The sequence below is a fragment of the Hymenobacter terricola genome, from assembly GCF_017921975.2.
GTDB classification, from domain to species: domain Bacteria; phylum Bacteroidota; class Bacteroidia; order Cytophagales; family Hymenobacteraceae; genus Hymenobacter; species Hymenobacter terricola.
Window position 1 is genome coordinate 18,220 of record NZ_JAGEMO020000027.1, and the last position, 18,092, is coordinate 36,311.

The 18,092-nt window shown below is 60.1% G+C and carries 15 protein-coding genes; 11 read left to right on the forward strand and 4 right to left on the reverse strand.

The window, feature by feature from the left end; genetic code table 11:
- Window positions 1–22: 22 nt before the first annotated feature.
- From J4G38_RS17800 to uxuA, 3 genes are read right to left on the reverse strand one after another with little or no spacing between them, the layout of a single operon-like run.
- On the reverse strand, window positions 23–868 hold the full coding sequence (locus J4G38_RS17800; RefSeq protein ID WP_210521809.1) for an SDR family NAD(P)-dependent oxidoreductase: 846 nt from the start codon (window positions 866–868) through the stop codon (window positions 23–25).
- A 23-nt stretch (window positions 869–891) separates the two neighbouring features.
- Window positions 892–3,012, reverse strand: coding sequence for an alpha-glucuronidase family glycosyl hydrolase (locus tag J4G38_RS17805; protein WP_210521808.1), 2,121 nt, complete (start codon window positions 3,010–3,012; stop codon window positions 892–894).
- A 35-nt stretch (window positions 3,013–3,047) separates the two neighbouring features.
- Window positions 3,048–4,292: a mannonate dehydratase gene (uxuA, locus tag J4G38_RS17810; protein ID WP_226163529.1), complete on the reverse strand. Its 1,245-nt coding sequence runs from the start codon at window positions 4,290–4,292 to the stop codon at window positions 3,048–3,050.
- A 324-nt stretch (window positions 4,293–4,616) separates the two neighbouring features.
- Between uxuA and J4G38_RS17815 the strand changes: the two genes are divergently transcribed.
- From J4G38_RS17815 to J4G38_RS17840, 6 genes are all read left to right on the forward strand, one after another.
- Window positions 4,617–5,795 (forward strand): LacI family DNA-binding transcriptional regulator, encoded by a 1,179-nt coding sequence (locus tag J4G38_RS17815; protein ID WP_210521807.1) that lies wholly within the window; start codon window positions 4,617–4,619, stop codon window positions 5,793–5,795.
- Window positions 5,796–6,329: 534 nt separating this feature from the next.
- Window positions 6,330–7,013: a hypothetical protein gene (locus J4G38_RS17820; protein WP_210521806.1), complete on the forward strand. Its 684-nt coding sequence runs from the start codon at window positions 6,330–6,332 to the stop codon at window positions 7,011–7,013.
- Between the two features lie 21 nt (window positions 7,014–7,034).
- Complete coding sequence (locus J4G38_RS17825; protein ID WP_210521805.1) at window positions 7,035–8,024, forward strand: hypothetical protein; 990 nt, start codon at window positions 7,035–7,037, stop codon at window positions 8,022–8,024.
- Window positions 8,017–8,202, forward strand: coding sequence for a hypothetical protein (locus J4G38_RS17830; RefSeq protein ID WP_210521804.1), 186 nt, complete (start codon window positions 8,017–8,019; stop codon window positions 8,200–8,202). The genes J4G38_RS17825 and J4G38_RS17830 overlap by 8 nt, the downstream gene beginning before the upstream one ends.
- Before the next feature lie 98 nt (window positions 8,203–8,300).
- On the forward strand, window positions 8,301–10,079 hold the full coding sequence (locus J4G38_RS17835; RefSeq protein WP_210521803.1) for an OmpA family protein: 1,779 nt from the start codon (window positions 8,301–8,303) through the stop codon (window positions 10,077–10,079).
- Between the two features lie 147 nt (window positions 10,080–10,226).
- Window positions 10,227–11,003 (forward strand): ABC transporter permease, encoded by a 777-nt coding sequence (locus tag J4G38_RS17840; protein ID WP_226163530.1) that lies wholly within the window; start codon window positions 10,227–10,229, stop codon window positions 11,001–11,003.
- A gap of 43 nt (window positions 11,004–11,046) precedes the next feature.
- Here J4G38_RS17840 and J4G38_RS17845 read toward each other — a convergent pair whose 3' ends face one another.
- Window positions 11,047–11,658, reverse strand: a complete 612-nt coding sequence (locus tag J4G38_RS17845; protein ID WP_210520424.1) for an REP-associated tyrosine transposase — start codon at window positions 11,656–11,658, stop codon at window positions 11,047–11,049.
- A 104-nt stretch (window positions 11,659–11,762) separates the two neighbouring features.
- Between J4G38_RS17845 and J4G38_RS17850 the strand changes: the two genes are divergently transcribed.
- The 5 genes from J4G38_RS17850 to J4G38_RS17870 all read left to right on the forward strand — a co-directional run bounded on the left by J4G38_RS17850 (window position 11,763) and on the right by J4G38_RS17870 (window position 18,087).
- Window positions 11,763–12,593 (forward strand): ATP-binding cassette domain-containing protein, encoded by an 831-nt coding sequence (locus J4G38_RS17850; protein WP_210520422.1) that lies wholly within the window; start codon window positions 11,763–11,765, stop codon window positions 12,591–12,593.
- Window positions 12,594–12,653: 60 nt separating this feature from the next.
- The gene (locus J4G38_RS17855; protein ID WP_210520421.1) at window positions 12,654–14,045 is read left to right on the forward strand and encodes an AlbA family DNA-binding domain-containing protein; all 1,392 of its coding nucleotides are present in this window, start codon (window positions 12,654–12,656) and stop codon (window positions 14,043–14,045) included.
- 22 nt (window positions 14,046–14,067) lie between these two features.
- Window positions 14,068–15,429, forward strand: coding sequence for a sigma-54-dependent transcriptional regulator (locus tag J4G38_RS17860; protein ID WP_210520419.1), 1,362 nt, complete (start codon window positions 14,068–14,070; stop codon window positions 15,427–15,429).
- Window positions 15,430–15,758: 329 nt separating this feature from the next.
- On the forward strand, window positions 15,759–17,207 hold the full coding sequence (locus J4G38_RS17865; RefSeq protein WP_210520418.1) for a sensor histidine kinase: 1,449 nt from the start codon (window positions 15,759–15,761) through the stop codon (window positions 17,205–17,207).
- A gap of 169 nt (window positions 17,208–17,376) precedes the next feature.
- A complete protein-coding gene (locus tag J4G38_RS17870; protein WP_210520417.1) occupies window positions 17,377–18,087 on the forward strand; it encodes a hypothetical protein in 711 nt (236 codons plus the stop codon).
- The last annotated feature ends 5 nt before the right edge of the window (window positions 18,088–18,092 follow it).

Sequence of the window (18,092 nt, forward strand, 5' to 3'; positions counted from 1 at the left end):
GTTGCGCGAGCGTGGGTGGGAATCAGAACCCGATGGAATTGCCGCCGTCCACGGGCAGCGACGCGCCGGTGATGTAGCGGGCCGCTTCCGAGGCCAGGAAAACGGCCGCGTGGCCGATGTCCTCGGGCCGGCCGAAGCTGCCCATGGGCGTGCGGCGCATGGCGCGGTCGCGCCGGTCGGGGTCGGAGTTCATGGCGGTGCGGCTCATCTCGGTTTCGATGAAGCCCGGCGCGATGGCATTCACCCGCACGCCGTGCACCGAAAACTCCGAGGCCAGCACCTTCACCATGCCCTCCACCGCCGACTTGGAGGCCGCGTAGGCCACCACGCGGTCGATGCCGTAGTAGGCGGCCATCGAGGAAATCATCAGGATAACGCCCTTGCGGCGGGCCACCATGCGGCTGGCGCAGGCCCGCGTGAGGGCAAACACGGAGTGCAGGTTGGTGTGCAGAATCCGGCTGAATTCCTCATCCGTAACCTCCAGGGCCGGCTTTTTGAGGTTGATGCCGGCGTTGTTCACCAGGATATCGAGCGGGCCGTAGGTGGCCTCAATCTGCGCCACCAGGCCTTCGATTGAGGATAGGTCGGCAATGTCGTTGACGAGGTATTCGGCCGACTCGCCGAGGGCCGCCACTGCTTCGCGCAGCACCGCCTCGCGCCGCCCCGTGATGACCACCGTGGCGCCGGCCTCGGTCATGCAGCGGGCTATTTCCAGCCCGATGCCGCTGCCGCCGCCGGTCACCAGCGCCAGCTTGCCGTCCAGCGAAAACACGTTGGCGTGCCGCTGGTGCCCCTGCGTGACCAGGGCCGTTGCATGGCCAGCAAGCGCATTGCTGGCCAATCCATTATCGTGCGCAAGATTCTTCATATCGGTATTTTTGCAGAGATAAATTATTTGAGCTGATAGAGGTCTACCAGGCTTTTGACTTCGGCCAAAGTGCGCGCAGGCGGGCTGAACGGGGCCGGAATGGGCAGTTTGGAATAAGTCTGGAAGTAGAGCACGCAGGCATCGCGCCACCACAGGGCCTCGTGCCGCTGGATTTCGAGCCGCGCCGCCACGTCGGCGAACACGGCCGCGTCCACGGCGGGCTTCACGGCGGCCCACTGCTGCTGCATCCAGGTCACGGAATCGGCGCCGGTGTAGTAGCGCGTGCACAGCTCGTTCCAGAGCGTGCGGCCGGTGCTCAGCGGCTGCTTCCAGCCCACGTGGTGGAACCAGAGCAGGTAGTTCAGCGGGCAGGTTTTGGCATCGCCCCACTGCTTTTGCACGGCCGGCGCATACAGCGCGAGGGCGTTGGAGCCGGTAGCGGTGCGGTTGAAGCCGAGGCCCGCGGAATCGGCCTTGTGGTAGTACACGGCGGTCCAGTCGGGGCGGCCGGCCTGGGCCAGCCAGGGCTCGGGGCCGTAGTGAATGTTCTGGCCCATGATGTGGTGCAGGCCCAGCGGCGTGGTGTAGCGCACGTAGATGTCGCGCGACTTCCCCATCATGTTCACAATCGCAGCCACGGCTTTGGGCTCGGTGGTCAGCGTCATGCTGGTCCATTCGGTGGCAATGGCGGCCGAAGTCAGGGTATAGTCCCAGGCCAGCCGGCCGAAGGCGTACCAATTGGCCTGGCCCATGGGGTGCCCGGTCCAGTTGCGGTCGGCCCCAATGTTGGCCACGCCCGCAATCCCGCTGATGGCGTGCTGGTCGAGGCTGCCATCCACCACCTTCGCCACCGTCGAGCCCGGCCCTTTCACCCGCGTGTCGGCATCCAGACACTCCTTGAAGAGCGGCGCCAGGTACACCAGATGCGTAGCCATGCCCAGGTACTCCTGGGTAATTTGCACCTCCAGCACCAGCGGCGTTTTGGGCATGGCCCCAAACAGCGGGTGGAAGGGCTCACGGGCCTGAAAATCAATCGGTCCGTTCTTCACCTGCACCAGCACCCTGGGCGAAAACTGTCCATCGAGCGACTTAAATTCCTCGTAAGCTTCCTTGAACCGGTCACCGTTCGAGTTGGCCTTGTACACAAAGGCGCGCCACATCACAATGCCGTCGTGCTGGCCCAGCGCGGCGGCCAGCATGTTGGCTCCGTCGGCGTGGCTGCGGCCGTAGTCCTGCGGGCCGGGCTCGCCTTCCGAGTTGGCCTTCACCAGAAAGCCGCCGAAATCGGGAATGGCCTGATAGATTGCTTCGCTGCGGGCCGCCCACCACTGGTTCACCTGCGGGTCGAGCGGGTCGGAGGTCTTCAGGCCGCCAATCACCTTGGGCGCGGCCCACAGCACCGACAAATACACCCGAATGCCGTAGGGCCGGAACACGCCCGCCAGTGCTTTCACCTTCTGCAAATACTCCGGCGTGAGGTAGCGCGCACTGGCATTCACGTTGTTCACCACCACGCCATTGAGGCCGATGGAGGCATTGGCGCGGGCGTAGTCTTTATAGCGCGGGTCGAGCCGCTCGGGCAGCTCCGCCCATTTCCAGATGCTGGAGCCCGCGTAGCCGCGCTCCACGGTGCCATTTGGGTTGTCCCAATGATTGAGCAGCCGGTACCGAATGCGCGGGCTGCCGGCCAGGTTGGCCAGGGGCTGCCGGGTTTGCAGCTGCCGCAGCAGGGCAAACACGCCGTAGAGCACGCCCGCCCCGCTCCTACCCGTCACCACCAGGTTTCTGCCCTGGGCAAAAATGCGGTAGCCCTCGGTGCTGCGCGCGGCATCCGGAACGTTTGCTGCCGCGCTCACCACCAACAGAATGCCGCGCTTCGAGCTGCCATTCGCTGCCTGCTCAACCACCGGTACCGGCTGCCCCAGCAGGCCCTGCAAGCCGCGCTGCAACTCCGCCGCCGCCGTTTTCAGCACGGCATCCGGGCCATTGGCGGCAATAAACTGCGCGGCGGCGCGGTACTGAGCCCGTTGCGGACTGTCCGCAATCAAATCGTATTTCAGCCACAGCCGGTAGCCATCATCGGCCCGGCAGCAGGGCGCGGCGACGATAAATACCAGCAAAAGCAGGGCTGAGCGGAGCAACATCGGGGTGGGTGGGATTTGGGAGGAAGAGTGTGGGGCTAGGCGCGCTGCCGGGCTTCAGGCAGGCGGGCCACCGGCTCAGGCGCCGCCGCCAACCCGCGCCGAATGCCGTGTTCCAGGCCGCGCAGCTCGGCCAGCCCGCGCAGGCGGCCAATGGCCGAATAGCCCGGATAGGTCGTTTTCCGGAGGTCGTCGAGCATTTGGTGGCCGTGGTCGGGGCGCATCGGGATGGCGCTGTCGGCGGCTCCTTGTTCGGCGCGGCGCTGCTCCTCCAGCACCAGCTCGCGCACCACGGCGTACATATCCACGTCGCCGGCCAGGTGGTCGGCTTCGTGGAAGTTGCGCGGATTTTCCTCGCGCTTCGTGGCCCGCAGATGAATAAAATGAATGCGGGGGCCAAACTGGCGGGCAATTGCCGCCAGGTCGTTATCGGCCCGCACGCCCAGGGAGCCGGTGCAGAAAGTGAGGCCGTTGGCCGGCACGTCGCACGCGGCAAACAGCTGCGCGATGTCGGCCGCCGTGCTCACTACCCGCGGCAGGCCCAGCAGCGGATACGGCGGGTCGTCGGGGTGAATGCAGAGATTAATTCCCACTTCCTGGGCCACCGGAGCCACTTCCCGGATAAAGTAATATAGGTTCTCGCGCAGTGCCTCTGCATCGATGGCGGCGTACTCATCCAGCAAACGCTGGAAGCCGCCCAGCTCAAACGCCTCCTCGGAGCCGGGCAGGCCCAGCAGCACGGTGTTGGTCAGGGTGGCAATTTCCTCGGCGCTCATGACGGCGAACTGCTGCCGGGCGGCCTCAGCCACGGCCGTTGCGTAGTCGGCCGCCGCACCGGGCCGCTTCAGAATGCAGAGGTCGAACACCGCAAAGTCCTGCCACACAAAGCGCAGCGCCCGCGAGCCATCCGGCATTTCGTAGCCGGTGTTGGTGCGCGACCAGTCCAGCACCGGCATGAAGTTGTAGCACACCGTGCGCAGGCCGCAGGCCGCCAGGTTGCGCAGCGACTCCATGTAGTTGGCAATGTATTGCTCCCGGCCCGGCCGGCCCTTCTTGATGTCCTCGTGCACCGGCAGGCTTTCCACCACCGCCCAGTGCAGCGCCGTGTGCGTGGCATTGTCGGCCTCAATCAGCCGCTGGCGGGCCTGGATTTCGCTCGCCGGCCACGGGGCCCCCACCGGCAACTGGTGCAGCGCCGTCACCACGCCCGCGCACCCGGCCTGCCGGATATCGAAGAGTGAAACGGGGTCGTGGGGACCAAACCAACGCATGGCGTGCAACATGGGTTTATCAGCTAAAATGCAATTTGTGTTTAACTAAGAATCAATTATTAACCACACAGCCGCAAACACTGCGGATAGGTCATCCAGTTGACTTGTTATCGAATGTAGAACATGATTTGGTAATCTCCATTAGAAAAAATATGCTCAATTTCAATGCATTACCCATATAACTATCGGAAACGTTTCCGGAAACGTTTCCGATAGTTAACTTTGTGTTTACCCAGCCGAAAAAAAAATTTCCACGTTATATTTGAGTGAGTCCTCACATCAGCCTCTCTTGAGGAGGGGCTGGAGGACCAAATTCTAAACTAAATCCTATTTAAAATGGCAACGTGCGTCAAGTGCAAGCTTTCTGATTCGGTGCTGAAGGCCGGCTTTGTGCGGGGCCGTCAACGCTACCTCTGCAAGGCGTGCGACTACCATTTCACGGAAGAAAAAACCGGCCAGTCTCCGGAGCGCCGACGCGCCCAAACCACCATTGGCGACGTGGCCAAGGCGGTGGGCGTGGCCTCGTCCACGGTATCGCGGGCCCTGAACGGGCATACCGATATCAGTCCCGTCACCCGTCAGGCCATTCTCGACGCTGCCCGGCTGCTCGACTACCATCCCAACCTGCTGGCCCAGAGCCTAAAAAGCCGCGAAACACACACCCTCGGCGTGCTGATTCCGGACATCGAGCGGCCATTTTTTGCCACCGTGGTCAGCGGCATTCAGTCGGTGGCTACGGAGGCTGGCTACCGGGTGATGATTTGCCAATCCAAGGAATCGTACCGCACCGAAGTGAGCAACGTGCAGGCCCTGGTGGCCAGCCAGGTCGACGGTCTGCTGATTTGCCACTCCCGCGAAACCGAAAACTTCGACCACGTAAAGCCCAGCGCCTGCCGGGGCATTCCCGTGGTCCATTTCGACCGCGTGAGCAACGAAGTGGACAGCGCCAAGGTGATTCTTGATGACTGGAATGGGGCTTTCAACGTCACGGAGCACCTCATTCAGCAGGGCGCCCGGCGCATTGCCATCCTGGCCGGACCCGAGTCGCTGCTCATCAGCCGCAACCGCCTCGCGGGCTACCAGCACGCGCTGAAACGCTACCAGATGCCGTTGCGTCCGGAATACGAGGTCCATATCGAATTTCAGACCGCGGAAGCGGTGGTCGCGCTCGACAATTGGCTGGCTCTGCCCGAGCCGCCCGACGCCATTTTTGCCATCAATTACACCAATGCCTTCGACCTGCTGGTGGCCCTGAAAAAGCGTGGCCTGCGCGTGCCCCGCGATATGGCCGTGGTGGGCTTCGGCGACGAGTTTATGGCCTCCATGATTGAGCCCGGCCTCACTACTGTTGACCTTCACCCCTACCGCGTCGGCCAGCAGGCGGCCCGGCTCTTTCTCGAGCAGGTGCAGCAGAAAGAGCATTTCCAGCCCCGCACCTTCGTCATCGCCGGCGATTTAATCATCCGGCAATCGTCGCTAAAAGGCGAAGGCGACCTGTTCCGCCTGAGTATTTAGCCCAAGTTGCGAAGTAGCCGCGTAGCGGTGAAAGGTTTGTAGCAAGGTTGCTATCTGGACGACAGAGCCGCGTAGCGGTGACAGATTAGCCCCGCGTTTCTGTCACCGCTACGCGGCTTTTGTCTGGCACAACCTGTTTACTACAAACCTGCCGCCGCGCTGCGGCTACTCCGCAGCTGGGGGTATCGTCTCGAATATGAACGTCATGCAGGGCGCAGCGAAGTAACACTACCGCAACACTAAATCAGTCGATTGGATTAGTCGCGCGGCAGAGATGCTTCGGCTGCGTGGACGCCAGCTGAGTACGACAGCCTAACATTCCTGACTGCTAAAGCCTGACCCCGAACAAATTCTTGCTGATTTGAAAATTCAGCCTTGCCATTTTGGAAAAATTTCTCCCCACTGGGCTTTATGCCGAGCGGGGATTTTTTTATTAAACTGTTGATTATCAATTACCAGGCAGGATAACAAGTTTTGTCATCCGAATCGGCATTGGTATTGGGATAGTGTGGAAGTCACCAACCAGACGCTGTCATGGCCATTCTCGATAACCTTACCAAAGCCGCCAAGGGCTTCTTCGTCGAAGAAGTAGCGGCGGCCCCGGCCGGCGCGGCTACTGCTTCGCCGCAGCCGGTGCCACCGACACCAGCAGCCCCGCTGCCGGCCGGCCCGGCCCCGCTCGGTACCCCGCCCGAGCAGCGCCACCTCGACCACATTGCCAGCCTGCTGGCCGGCGACGGCAAGGATTTCGGCACCTACACCCGGATGGTTAAGAGCATGGCCGGCAGTGGCTTGACGGGCCAGCTGCTCTACCAAACGGCTTTCAACGCCTTCGCCGCCCTCACCGGCACCGACCTGCCGACGCTGCTATCCTCCGCCCAAAGCCTGGAGCAGAAGCTGGCCGACGACCGCGCCAAGGTGCAGGCCCGCCACCGCGACAAGGTCGGCGAAAGCCCGAACCCGCAAGGGCCAACCGGCGCGGTGGCCCTGCTCACGCTGCAGGAAACCCGCCTGCAAACCGCCGTGGCCGACCTCACCAAGCAGCTGGCCGAGAAAAGCCAGCAGCTCCAGGCCACGCAGGAGCAGCTGCAAGCCGAGCGCCAGAAAGCGCAATCCGCGCTGGCTTCCTACGAAGCCGCCAGCGCCGCCGCCACGGCCGAGCTGCAAGCCCACCGCCAGGCCACCCAATCATTTCTGACCCAAACCTCCTCTCGCTAATCCTTTCAACTTCTTACGACCATGAACGCACTTCCCTCTTTCGATTCTGAATCCGGCCTCCCCAAGTGGCAGCAGCCGGAAAAAATTGCCGGCCGCGTGGTCCTCATCGGACTAGTGGGCACGGCGGTGTACTTCTGGGGCGCGATTTTGCCCTTCCTCGTCGACATGGTGTTCGACACCGTGAAGCTGGGCATTGGCCTGGGGGCGCTGTTTGTGCTGTTTTTGCTGGCCACGAATAAGCGCATTAAGGCCGGGCTGTGGTATGCCGGGCAGCGCATTCTGCGCACGATGGCCGGGATTTTCGTGAACACCGACCCCATCGGCATCATGGAAGACTACATCCGGAACACTGAAAAAGAGGCCCGGAAAATGGACGCCGAGGTGACCAATATCGAAGGAGCCCACGAGCTGGTGAAACGCAAGCTGGCCGCCAACGACGCGCAAATGAAGGAGTACCTGGCGCTGGCCGACTCGGCCACCCGCCAGGGCGAAAAGGACGCCGCCGAAACGTATGCCTCGCGCGCCGCCCAAATCCAGGACTACAACCAGCGCCTGCAGCCCATGGCCACCACCACGGCCAACGTGACGGTGGTAATGCGCCAGATTCTGAAAGCCGCGCTGCGCCAGATTGACGGCAGCAAGTTCAAAGTCAACCTCCTGAAAGACGAGTACCAGCTGGTGAAACGCACCAGCTCCGGCATGCGCGCGGCCATGAACATCCTGCGCGGCGACCCCGACAAGAAGTACTTCTTCGACCTGGCCACCGACCGCGTGGCCCAGGACATGGCCCAGCAATTGGGCCAAATCAAGCAAGCCATGCGCTACTCGCAGGACTTCGTAAAGGAGATGGACATCCAGAACGGCGTGATGAGCGAGAAGGGCCAGCGCCTGCTCGACAAGTACCAGAAAGGCGATTTCAACGCTGTGCTCAACGAAAAGCCTCAGGTTACCCAGGGAATTCTAGCCACCAAAAAAGCCTCCGATGATGCCTATTCTAGCCTGCTTGACTAGCTTTTTGCTGGCCTGGGCCTGCCTCAGCAGCGCCGACTTGCTGGTCCGCGAATCGGCGGCCCAGGCCACAACGAAGCGGCACCTCGCCCAGCCGGTCGCCCGGCACCAGGCCCCCGCCAAACCGGCCGCCCTGCTCCCGGCTCACTCGCAGCCAGGCAGCCAACGCGGCACTTTCTAACCCTTCTTTTTCAAATCATTCGCGCTTCTCGGTGCGGGCGCGGGCTGCAACCGAAAGGTCAGTATAGCTAAAGTCCGCGCTATAATTTCCTCCTCACAATGACCACACGCGGTAAATTTTTAATCGGCCTCCTCCTGGTGGCCGCTCTGTACTTCGGCATCAACAAGCTGGTTTCCAGCGGGGCCGTCTTTAAGAAGGCCGACACGCAGTCGGTGCTTTTGAATTCCATCGAGCTGCCGGCTGCTACGGGTGGCAACCGGGCCAACATCGTGGTGCCGCTGGCGCAGCTGCCCGGCACCGCCCCGGCCGACAAGGGCACGCCCATTACCTGGGAAGTAATGGCCTGGAACAGCCAGATGGCCGGCATGCTGGCCAACGGCGGGCCCCGCAGCACCATGGGTTCATCCATGGCCGCCAACGGCGTGGACATGCAGATTGTGCGCCAGGACGACGTGAGCAAGATGCAGGCTGACTTGGTGAAAAATGCCCTCGACCTGCAAAACAAGCCGGAAACCCCGGGCCTGATTGTGAGCATTATGGGCGACGGTTTGCCGGCTTTCTCGGCCGTGCAGGCCGAATTGCAGAAGGCCGGCACCCAGCTCCAGGTGATTCCCTACTCGGTGGGTAAATCCTTCGGCGAAGACAAGCTGATGGGCCCAAAAGAATGGCTTGACAACCCCAAAACGGCCCTGGGCAAAACCGTGGCCTGCTACCTGCGCGACGGCGACCAGAACATCGCCCTGAAATGGTGCGCCGACAACGGCCTGAAAGTGAACCCCGACGAAACCACCTACGACCCCGAAGCCGTGAACTTCATGGCCGCCTCTGACTTCCTGGTGGCCGCCGAAAAATACATCCTCGGCAAGCCGGAAAGCCGCACCAAAATAGTGAACGGCAAGAATACCGGTGTGAAAGTAGACGTGGTGGCCGATGCCGTGGCCACCTGGACGCCCGGCGACGTGAACATCGCCAAGCAGCGCGGCGGCCTCGTCAACATCGTGAGCACCAAAGACTATTCAAACCAGATGCCCAACATCATGGTCACCACCAAGCGCTGGTATGACGCCCACCCGAAAGAAGTAATGGGCCTGATGACCGGCTTCGCCATAGCCGGCGACCAGGTGAAATCGCACCCCGAAGCACTGACCCGCGCCGCGGATATTTCGGCCGACGTGTACGGCGACCAGGACAAGCCCGGCGCTTACTGGCTGAAGTACTACAAGGGCGTGAGCGAGGCCGACCGCAACGGCGACGTGGTGGAGCTGGGCGGCAGCAAAGCCTTCAACTTCAGCGATAACCTGAACCTGTTCGGCCTCGATGAAGGCGGCACCAACATCTACGCCGCCGTGTACAAAACCTTCGGCGACGTGCAGAAGAAGCTCTACCCAAAAGAGCTGCCCAGCTACGTACCGCTCGACCAGATGCTGGACCTCGCGCCCCTAAAGAAGCTCCAGGCCCAATACAAAGGCAAAGCGGTAGCCCCGGCCGACGCCCAGCAGTTTGCCGCCGGCGACGAAATCCGCCAGAATGTGAGCAAGCGCGCCTGGAACATCGAGTTCAACAGCGGCCAGAGCACCTTCACTCCCGCCGCCGAGCACGACCTGAACCAGCTGTTCAACGACCTCGTGGTGGCCGGCCGCCTGAAAGTGGCCGTGCACGGCCACACCGACAACACCGGCGACCCGCAGGCCAACCAGCAGCTGAGCGAAGACCGCGCCATGGCCGTGGAGCACTGGCTCGAAACCAAGAGCCACAGCGCTTTCCCCGACGGCCGCGTGCAGGTATACGCGCACGGCGCCACCGAGCCGGTAGCCAGCAATGCCACCCCCGACGGAAAAGCCAAAAACCGCCGCGTGGAAGTGGTGCTGGGCAATTAACCAGTAGCGTGGACTCTGCGAGTCCGCGTAACGAACGAGCGAGTATCGTCGCCTTGATTTCTACACATTATTTCTCCGAGCACGAGCGCAGGCGACGATACTCGCTGCCGCTCGTGACGCGGACTCGCAGAGTCCACGCTATATGCCATGAAAACGCTATTCGCCCCCAACGCCCAGCCTGCCCGCCTCGTGTTCACCTCGATGGTGGTGGCTCAGGTGGCCCTGTTGCTACTGCTGTGGCTGTTTTACCCCATGCAGCTCTTCCCCAGCCTGGGTGAAGTCGTCCGCTCGCTCGGCGACCTCATCACCACGCAGGGGCTCATTCAGGAGCTGTGGGCCAGCATGACCACGGCCATCGAAGCCCTGGCCGTGGCCACGGTGCTGGCGCTGGGCATCTCCTACCTCACGGCGCTGCCCTTCTTCCGGCCCATCGCCTACGCGGCCTCCAAGATGCGCTATTTGACGCTGACGGGCCTCACCTTCTTCATGGCCCTGATGGTGAGCTCCGGCCACCAGGTCAAGCTTTCGGTGCTCATTTTCGGGGCCACGGTGTATCTGGTCACGGGCATGACGAGCGTGATTCTGACCACCACGCAGGAGGAAATGGACCACGCCCGCACCCTGGGCATGAGCGAGTGGCGCAGCTTCTACGAAGTGGTGGTGCTGGGCAAGTTGGATGAGATGCTCGAAGTGGTGCGCCAGAATTTCGCCATCATCTGGACCATGATTACGCTGGTGGAAACCCTTTATCAGAGCGAGGGCGGTATCGGGTTGCTGCTGTATAAGCAGAACCGGTATTTGCATCTGGATGGCGTGCTGGCCATTCAGCTGGTGATTCTGGCCACTGGGGCGGCGCAGGATTATGGGTTTGTACTGCTGCGGCGGGTGTTTTTCCCTTTCTCGGCGCTGGCGACTGCGCAGTAGCGCGGACTTTGTAGTCCGCGAGTCAAACGGTGCTACTCGCGGACTACAAAGTCCGCGCTACTGCGGCTACGTAGGTGAACGGCCAATGCTCCCAATCGTCCACTAAACCTGCTTTCACCGGATTTTCCATCACATAGGCAATAATGCGCGCCAGCTCTCCATTGCGCACCACATGGTCGTAGCTCTCGGCTTGCCAAAAGCTGCCCGTGCGCCCCAGCAGTTTATTGGCTTGCAGCGCCGAGTAGCCTTTCACCCGCTGCATGGTACGCATTAGCGGCGGCGCATCTTCCGGCAGGCGTACCACCAGGTGCACATGGTTCGGCATCACGCAATAGGCCAGCAGCTCATAATTCTTTCCGTCGAAATGATGAATGGATTGCGTGACCAGCGCGGCAATTTCCGGCTGCCGCAGCCAGGTTGGGCCGTGGCCGGCATTCGCCAGCAAGTCATCAAAACGTCCGAAATACCGCTTGCGCTCCGCATAAAGCTGAGCCGGGTCAAGGGTTTGATTCAGCTGCAATACCTGCGCTTCGGCTTGGAACTGCTTCAGCACCTCCTGTGGCAGCGAATCAGCAAGGCGGAACGTGAGGAAGATATCCGCGCCCGGCGGCAGCCAGTGCGGCAGGTGTCGCTCATAGAAAATCAAGTCCGCCACGATGTACCCGATGTAGCGCGGACTTTGTAGTCCGCGAGTCCAAAATACCACACTCCTTTCCACAAATCCTTCACTCGCGGACTACAAAGTCCGCGCTACATCCCATGACCTCCCTCGCCCACTCCTACGCCGACCCCATCCTCACCCTGGACAACATCTCCATGTCCTTCCACGGCGAGCCCATCCTGCGCGACATCAATGCCCAAATCCTCGACGTTATCCGCCCCAACATGACCCAGGGCCAGATTCTGGGCTTCTACGGCCGCTCGGGCATCGGCAAGTCGGTGCTGTGCCGCATCATGGCGGGGCTGATGGCGCCCAGCAGCGGCCGCGTGGAAGTAGGCGCGGCCCAGCAGCCTGTGCGTGCCGGCATGGTGGGATTCGTGCAGCAGCGCTACCCGCTGTTCGGCCACCGCACGCTGTTCGACAATCTGCTGGTGGCCGCCGAGCGCAAGCACGCCCCCGAAGCCGCCCGCCAGCACGTCGAAACCTACCTGGAGCGGTTCTGCCTCGCGCCGCACCGCAAAAAGTACCCGGCCCACCTCTCGGGCGGGCAGCGGCAGCGAGCGGCCATCGCCCAGCAGCTGCTCTGCTCCGACCACCTCATCCTGCTCGATGAGCCCTTCTCCGGCCTCGACGTGGCCATGATTGACGAAGTGAAGCGCATCATCGTCGAAGTCACGACCATGGACGAGCTGAACACCGTCATCATCGTCTCGCACGACATCGTGACCACCACCGCCCTGGCCGACCGCCTTTGGCTGCTCGGCTACGAGCACGACGCAGCCGGGGCCCTCGTGCCGGGCGCCACCATCAGCCCCCAGCACCAATACAACCTGGCCGAAATGGGCCTCGCCTGGCACGAAAACGTCGAAGCCGAACCCGAATTCGCCCAGTTCGTGGAGCACATCAAGAATGAGATTCGGGGAAGTTAGGGATTAACTCACTTACATTCACTGCCGTTTCCAACAATAAACCTGTTTATAATTTAAAACATGACTGAAATAATGAAAGAATCAATGCTCACACTCTTTAAAAAAAGTGTTGATGTTGACAACCCCAAATTGACAACAAATTTGGAAGAAAGCTCTACAATAGAGTTTAAACTATCACTCCACACGCATGGGGAAACTATTAATAAAGATTATTTATCATCGATATCTGGATTTGCGAATAACCAAGGTGGAACTTTGATATTTGGAATAGAACCAATAACACATGAGCTAGTCGGAATAAAAGATAAATATGAGAATTTAGATAATATGTACGTTAGCACAACCGTACGCAATGGACTTGACGGAAATATAGAGTACGTTTTCTATACACATAGATATATTGGTGTACTAATAGGCTTTTTAAGCGTAAAGAAAGCCGCTAGCAGGCCTGTTGTTGTTAAAGTGGATTCAGGGCCTGTTAAAAGAGGAGAAATATATTTCAGATATCCAGCTCAAACGACTAAAATAGAAGCAGCTGATTTAAGGATGGTATTGGAAGAAGAAGTACAGAGTCGCGTAAACAAACTGATAGAGTCAATGCAAAAAATCCAGGAAATGGGTGTGCAAAACGTTGCTCTGATAAACACTCAAAACGGCGAAATAGACTTAGGGAATCAGGACGGGAGAAAACTCGTATTGAATGAAGAGACTTTAAAGAATTTAAACCTCATAAAACAGGGTAAACTAGTAGATGTAGATGGCGCACCGGCGTACATGATAAAAGGCGAGATTGAGGTAGAAGGACAGGGAAAGCCAATTTTGTCTAAGGAGGCCGACATATATGAAAGCTTTTTCAGCCAAGCATGTGAGCATCCTCACGTTATGCTGGAGCAATTAGCGCTTTCATCAAGTCAATACAATCCTCTCTTTTTCCTTATTTATAAGGCAGATATGAGTAAAGCAGAAGCGACTAAACTTATAACGGATGTAGAGGGTGCAGACGTGGTAATTAAAACTAAGAATGAAGTCCTCAAACGCATCAAGAATGATGATGCAACTACTCTTTACCATGAAGGCGTTTTAATCGATTCTATTAAAACTGTAATCGAGCCTGGTAAAACGCTTGATGAGACAATCCAACTTGTATTTGAAGAACATGCGGAATTAAATTCATCCACCAAGACAAAGGTTATTAGAACACTTGCATACAATACCTTAATGGCGAAAATAACTCTGCCAGACGAAGTTTACGAAGAACATCTGAAACGCATAATTGAAGCTAGCAGCAATTTTAGCGCTGAGTTTATCACGACCGAAAAGGAATATGTTTTAGAACAAATCAAAAAAATATATACCCTAATTTCTGTTATGAAGCCAGCTGAATCAACGCTGATAAGAAAATCAATTTACAATATTGACCGAGTTTTGTACCTAGGTTTAGTCAAGCCATAAAAGAAGCCTTTATATCTACAAAATGCCCACCGGTACCCTGCTCATCATCGACGACGAAGCGCGCCTGCGCCAGCTGCTGGCCCAGGTGCTGGAGCTGGAAGGCTATACCGTGCTGCAAGCCCCCGATGCCCACCGCGGCCTGGAGCTGCTCCAGCAACACGCCGCCGACATCCTGCTCGTGCTCTCCGACGTGAAGCTGCCCGATGCCAATGGCGTCGACCTCCTGCCCCGCTTCAAAGCCGCCGCCCCCGATGCCGAAGTGGTGCTGCTCACCGCCTACGGCACCATCCCCGACGGCGTAAAAGCCATGAAGCTCGGCGCGTTCGACTACCTCACCAAGGGCGATTTTGAGCAGCAGCTGGTGGTGGTGGTCGACCGCGCCGCCGAAAAAGCCCGCCTCCGCCAGCGCGTCACCGAGCTGGAGCGCCGCGTGGGCCAGCAGTACCGCTTCGAGTCGATGATTGGCGAATCATCGGAGCTGAAGCGGGTGCAACAGCTGGCCCGGCAGGTGGCCCCGACGGACTCCACCGTGCTGCTCGAAGGGCCCACCGGCAGCGGCAAGGAGCTGTTTGCCCAGGCCATCCATCAGGCCAGCGGGCGCAAGGGCAAGGCCTTCGTGGCCGTCAATTGCAGCGCCTTTCCGAAAGATTTGCTTGAATCGGAGCTGTTCGGGTACAAGAAAGGGGCCTTCACCGGGGCGCTCACCGATAAGAAGGGCCTGCTGGAAGAAGCCAACGGCGGCACCCTGTTTCTGGACGAAATCGGCGAGCTGGAGCTCAACGTGCAGGCCAAGTTCCTGCGGGTGCTGGAGATGCAGCAGTTCACCAAGCTCGGCGACACCAAGCCCACCCAGGTGAACGTGCGCCTGGTAGCTGCCACCAACCGCAACCTCAAGCTCGAAGCCGCCGAAGGCCGCTTCCGCCCCGACCTCTACTACCGCCTCTCAGTCTTCACCATCCTCATCCCGTCCCTCAAGGACCGGCCCGCCGACGTGCCCCCGCTCGCCCAGCACTTCCTCCAGTACTTCGCCGCCCGCCTCAGCAAGCGCCTCCCCGGCCTGGAACCTGAGTGCCTTCAGCTGCTCCAGCGCTACCCCTGGCCCGGCAATGTGCGCGAGCTGAAAAACGTGCTCGAACGGGCGGCCATCCTCGCCCCGAATGGCGAATTGCTGTCGGCGGATTATTTGCCCGATGAGTTCCACGCCCTGGGTAGGCCCGTGAAGCCCGGTGCCGATGCGGCCGACGAAAGCCTGCGGGCGCTGGAAGCCCGGCACATCGGCAAGCTAATGGGGGAATTGGAGGGCAACAAGCCGGACGTGGCCAAGCGCCTGGGCATCGGCCTGACCACGCTTTACAGGAAACTAGAAGAGTACGGCTTGGTGTAGAGACGCATACTTTCGTCTCGTCGTTGTTTGGACCGCGCCAGTGCATAGTTCAACGACGAGACGCAAGTATGCGTCTCTACACCCCAACGGCCTGTTTGCTCCTACAATCAAGCCGTTTGCACATCCATTCAAACCGTTTGCACATGCAGATAGACTGTTTGCTCGTCCATTCAAGCTGTTTGTAGGTGCAAACGGCCTGTTTGCACCTACAAACAGCTTGTTTGCTCATCCATTCAAGCCGTTTGCTCCTCCAAACAGACCATTCGTACATACAAACAGTCCATTCGCATGTGCAACTGGCTTGAATCAGCCGCTGCTACCCTCATTCCATGTCTCTCAAACTTAAGATTCGCCTCAGCATCTTCCTGCTGCTCCTGCTGCTGCTGGGGTCGGGGGGGTATGCCCTGCTCACCATCAATTTTCTGGAGAAAGGGGCACACGGCATCGAGCAGGCTGATTTCAACATGGCGCGGCTGGCGGTAGTGGGGTTTCTGGCCGCCGGCACGGCCGTGGGCGTCATCATGATGGTGCGGCTGCCGCGCATTGTGGTGCGACCCCTGCACCGCCTTACCGCCGACGTGGAGCGGGTGGCCGGCCCCGGCCCTGCCACCCGTGTGGCCGTGGGCCGGCGCGACGAAGTGGGCACCATCGCCGCCGCCGTGAACCTGGTGCTGAGCCAGGCCCAGGAAGACCGCCGCATCACCCTGGCCGAGCTGTTCACGGAGCGCAACCGCATGGAAAGCCTGGTTCGCAGCCTCGACGAGGGCCTGCTGCTCCTGGACGAGCACGGCACCATCGTGCTGGCCAATCCCGTGGCCTGCGACCTGCTGGGCCTCCCCGCCCCCGCCCTGCTGGGGCAGGCGGCCGAAACCGTGGCGGCCACCAACCAACTGCTGCGCGAGCTGCTGGTGCCCCTGGCCGCCCACAACCTGGCCGGCGACGACGTGCCCGACCCCGTGTTCATATTCCCGCACAAGGGCGACGCGCCGCACTACCAGCTCAGCATCAGCCCCATCGAAGCGTTCGACCAGGCGAATAAGCCCACCCCCGGCGGCTACATCTTCTGCCTGCGCAACGTGTCCGACTTTAAGAAGCTGGACGAGGTGAAATCGACCTTTCTGGCCACGATTTCGCACGAGCTCAAAACGCCGCTGGCCAGCATCAAGCTCAGCCTGATGCTGCTGCAAAACGAGCGCACCACCGACGCCGAGCGCCAGACCCTGGCCGCCGGCATTGGCGAGGAAACCCAGCGCCTGCTCCAGATGGTGGGCCAGCTCATCGACGTGGCCCGGCTCGACGCGGGCGCCGGCATCAAGCTCAACGCCCAGCCCATGCACCTGGCCGAAGTCATTCGCTACGCCACCCAAACCGTGCATCCGCAGCTGCGCGACAAGCAGCTCCGGCTCGACCTGCACCTGCCCGACGCCCTGCCCGAGGTGCACGGCGACGTGGAAAAAACCACCTGGGTGCTCATCAACCTGCTTTCCAACGCCATCCGCTACTCGCCCACGGGGTGCCCACTCGTCATTCGGGCGGTGCAGTGGGGCGAAATGGTGCGCGTGAGCGTGGAGGACTGCGGCCCCGGTATTCCGGCCGAGTACCACAAGCGCATTTTCCAGCGCTTCGCGGGCGTGCCGGACCAGGCGGGGCACTCGGGCAGCTCGGGACTGGGCCTGAGCATTTCGCGCGAGTTTATCGACGCGCAGGGTGGAAAATTGTGGGTGGAGAGCCAGCCGGCAGCCGGCAGCCGGTTCCTGTTCACGCTGCCCGTGGCGTAGTGGCGGGGACGGAGTTGGAAAAGGCAAAAGCCCGTCGGGCTGCTTACGACTGGCTGTTTACGGCGTGCTTTTTCCAATGTTCCTTCACTCTCTTTCCGGTCATTTGCCGCCACCGTGCGTAAACCCAACCGTACTCACGGCCCCGCGCCGCCCCAATTTTTCAAACCTTATGCTGACCCCCGCCCCCAAATTCACCGTTGAGCGCCTGACCTTCTCTACTTTAACCGAGCTGCCGGATTCCTGGCAGAATTCCGATTATAAGGCCCTATTAATTAAAATGAATTACGACAATCCGGATGCCATCAGCGAAGCCGAATTGAAGGATATGTGCCTCATGTCGTTCACCGATTTGGAGCCCCGCGAGGCGGCCGAGGTTGTGCTGGGCTATTTATTTCCGGAGCAGCTGAACGCGGGGCAGATTGAAAACCTGTCGCACCAGATGCTCACCGAAAAGCTGTGGGAGGAAAACCCCGAGCTGCCCCTGCACAAAGGCTTTTACCAGGCCACCCAGCTGCTGCACGACGCCTACAACGGCACGTTCCCCAGCACCAAGGCGGTGCAGTTCCAGGTGAAATGCACGGCCGAAACCCCGGACGGCGCGGCCATCTTCGCCGATGCGCCCGCAGCCCCGCTGCTGCGCCTGCTGGCCCAGGGCCTGCCCGATAACGCCCTGCTGAACCGGTTATTCTCAACGCAATTGGCCGGGCCAACCTTTGAGGAAGCAAAATCAATTATCTGGCAGCTGAAAGCCGATAAAACCGCCGGGAATTCGGTTACTTTTGACGTGGTAAGCTCCGCAAACTGGCTGGAAGATTTCAAATATGCCGATGTGTACGAGGCGACGACCCATGCCGACGAAGTAGCCGTCGAAGAGGAATAAATCCG

What these genes read in the sequence shown, in the direction of transcription:
- J4G38_RS17800 (WP_210521809.1), bottom strand. Translation starts at nt 868, where the DNA reads ATGAAGAATCTTGCGCACGATAATGGATTGGCCAGCAATGCGCTTGCT.
- J4G38_RS17805 (WP_210521808.1), bottom strand. Translation starts at nt 3,012, where the DNA reads ATGTTGCTCCGCTCAGCCCTGCTTTTGCTGGTATTTATCGTCGCCGCG.
- uxuA (WP_226163529.1), bottom strand. Translation starts at nt 4,292, where the DNA reads ATGTTGCACGCCATGCGTTGGTTTGGTCCCCACGACCCCGTTTCACTC.
- J4G38_RS17815 (WP_210521807.1), top strand. Translation starts at nt 4,617, where the DNA reads ATGGCAACGTGCGTCAAGTGCAAGCTTTCTGATTCGGTGCTGAAGGCC.
- J4G38_RS17820 (WP_210521806.1), top strand. Translation starts at nt 6,330, where the DNA reads ATGGCCATTCTCGATAACCTTACCAAAGCCGCCAAGGGCTTCTTCGTC.
- J4G38_RS17825 (WP_210521805.1), top strand. Translation starts at nt 7,035, where the DNA reads ATGAACGCACTTCCCTCTTTCGATTCTGAATCCGGCCTCCCCAAGTGG.
- J4G38_RS17835 (WP_210521803.1), top strand. Translation starts at nt 8,301, where the DNA reads ATGACCACACGCGGTAAATTTTTAATCGGCCTCCTCCTGGTGGCCGCT.
- J4G38_RS17840 (WP_226163530.1), top strand. Translation starts at nt 10,227, where the DNA reads ATGAAAACGCTATTCGCCCCCAACGCCCAGCCTGCCCGCCTCGTGTTC.
- J4G38_RS17850 (WP_210520422.1), top strand. Translation starts at nt 11,763, where the DNA reads ATGACCTCCCTCGCCCACTCCTACGCCGACCCCATCCTCACCCTGGAC.
- J4G38_RS17855 (WP_210520421.1), top strand. Translation starts at nt 12,654, where the DNA reads ATGACTGAAATAATGAAAGAATCAATGCTCACACTCTTTAAAAAAAGT.
- J4G38_RS17860 (WP_210520419.1), top strand. Translation starts at nt 14,068, where the DNA reads ATGCCCACCGGTACCCTGCTCATCATCGACGACGAAGCGCGCCTGCGC.
- J4G38_RS17865 (WP_210520418.1), top strand. Translation starts at nt 15,759, where the DNA reads ATGTCTCTCAAACTTAAGATTCGCCTCAGCATCTTCCTGCTGCTCCTG.
- J4G38_RS17870 (WP_210520417.1), top strand. Translation starts at nt 17,377, where the DNA reads ATGCTGACCCCCGCCCCCAAATTCACCGTTGAGCGCCTGACCTTCTCT.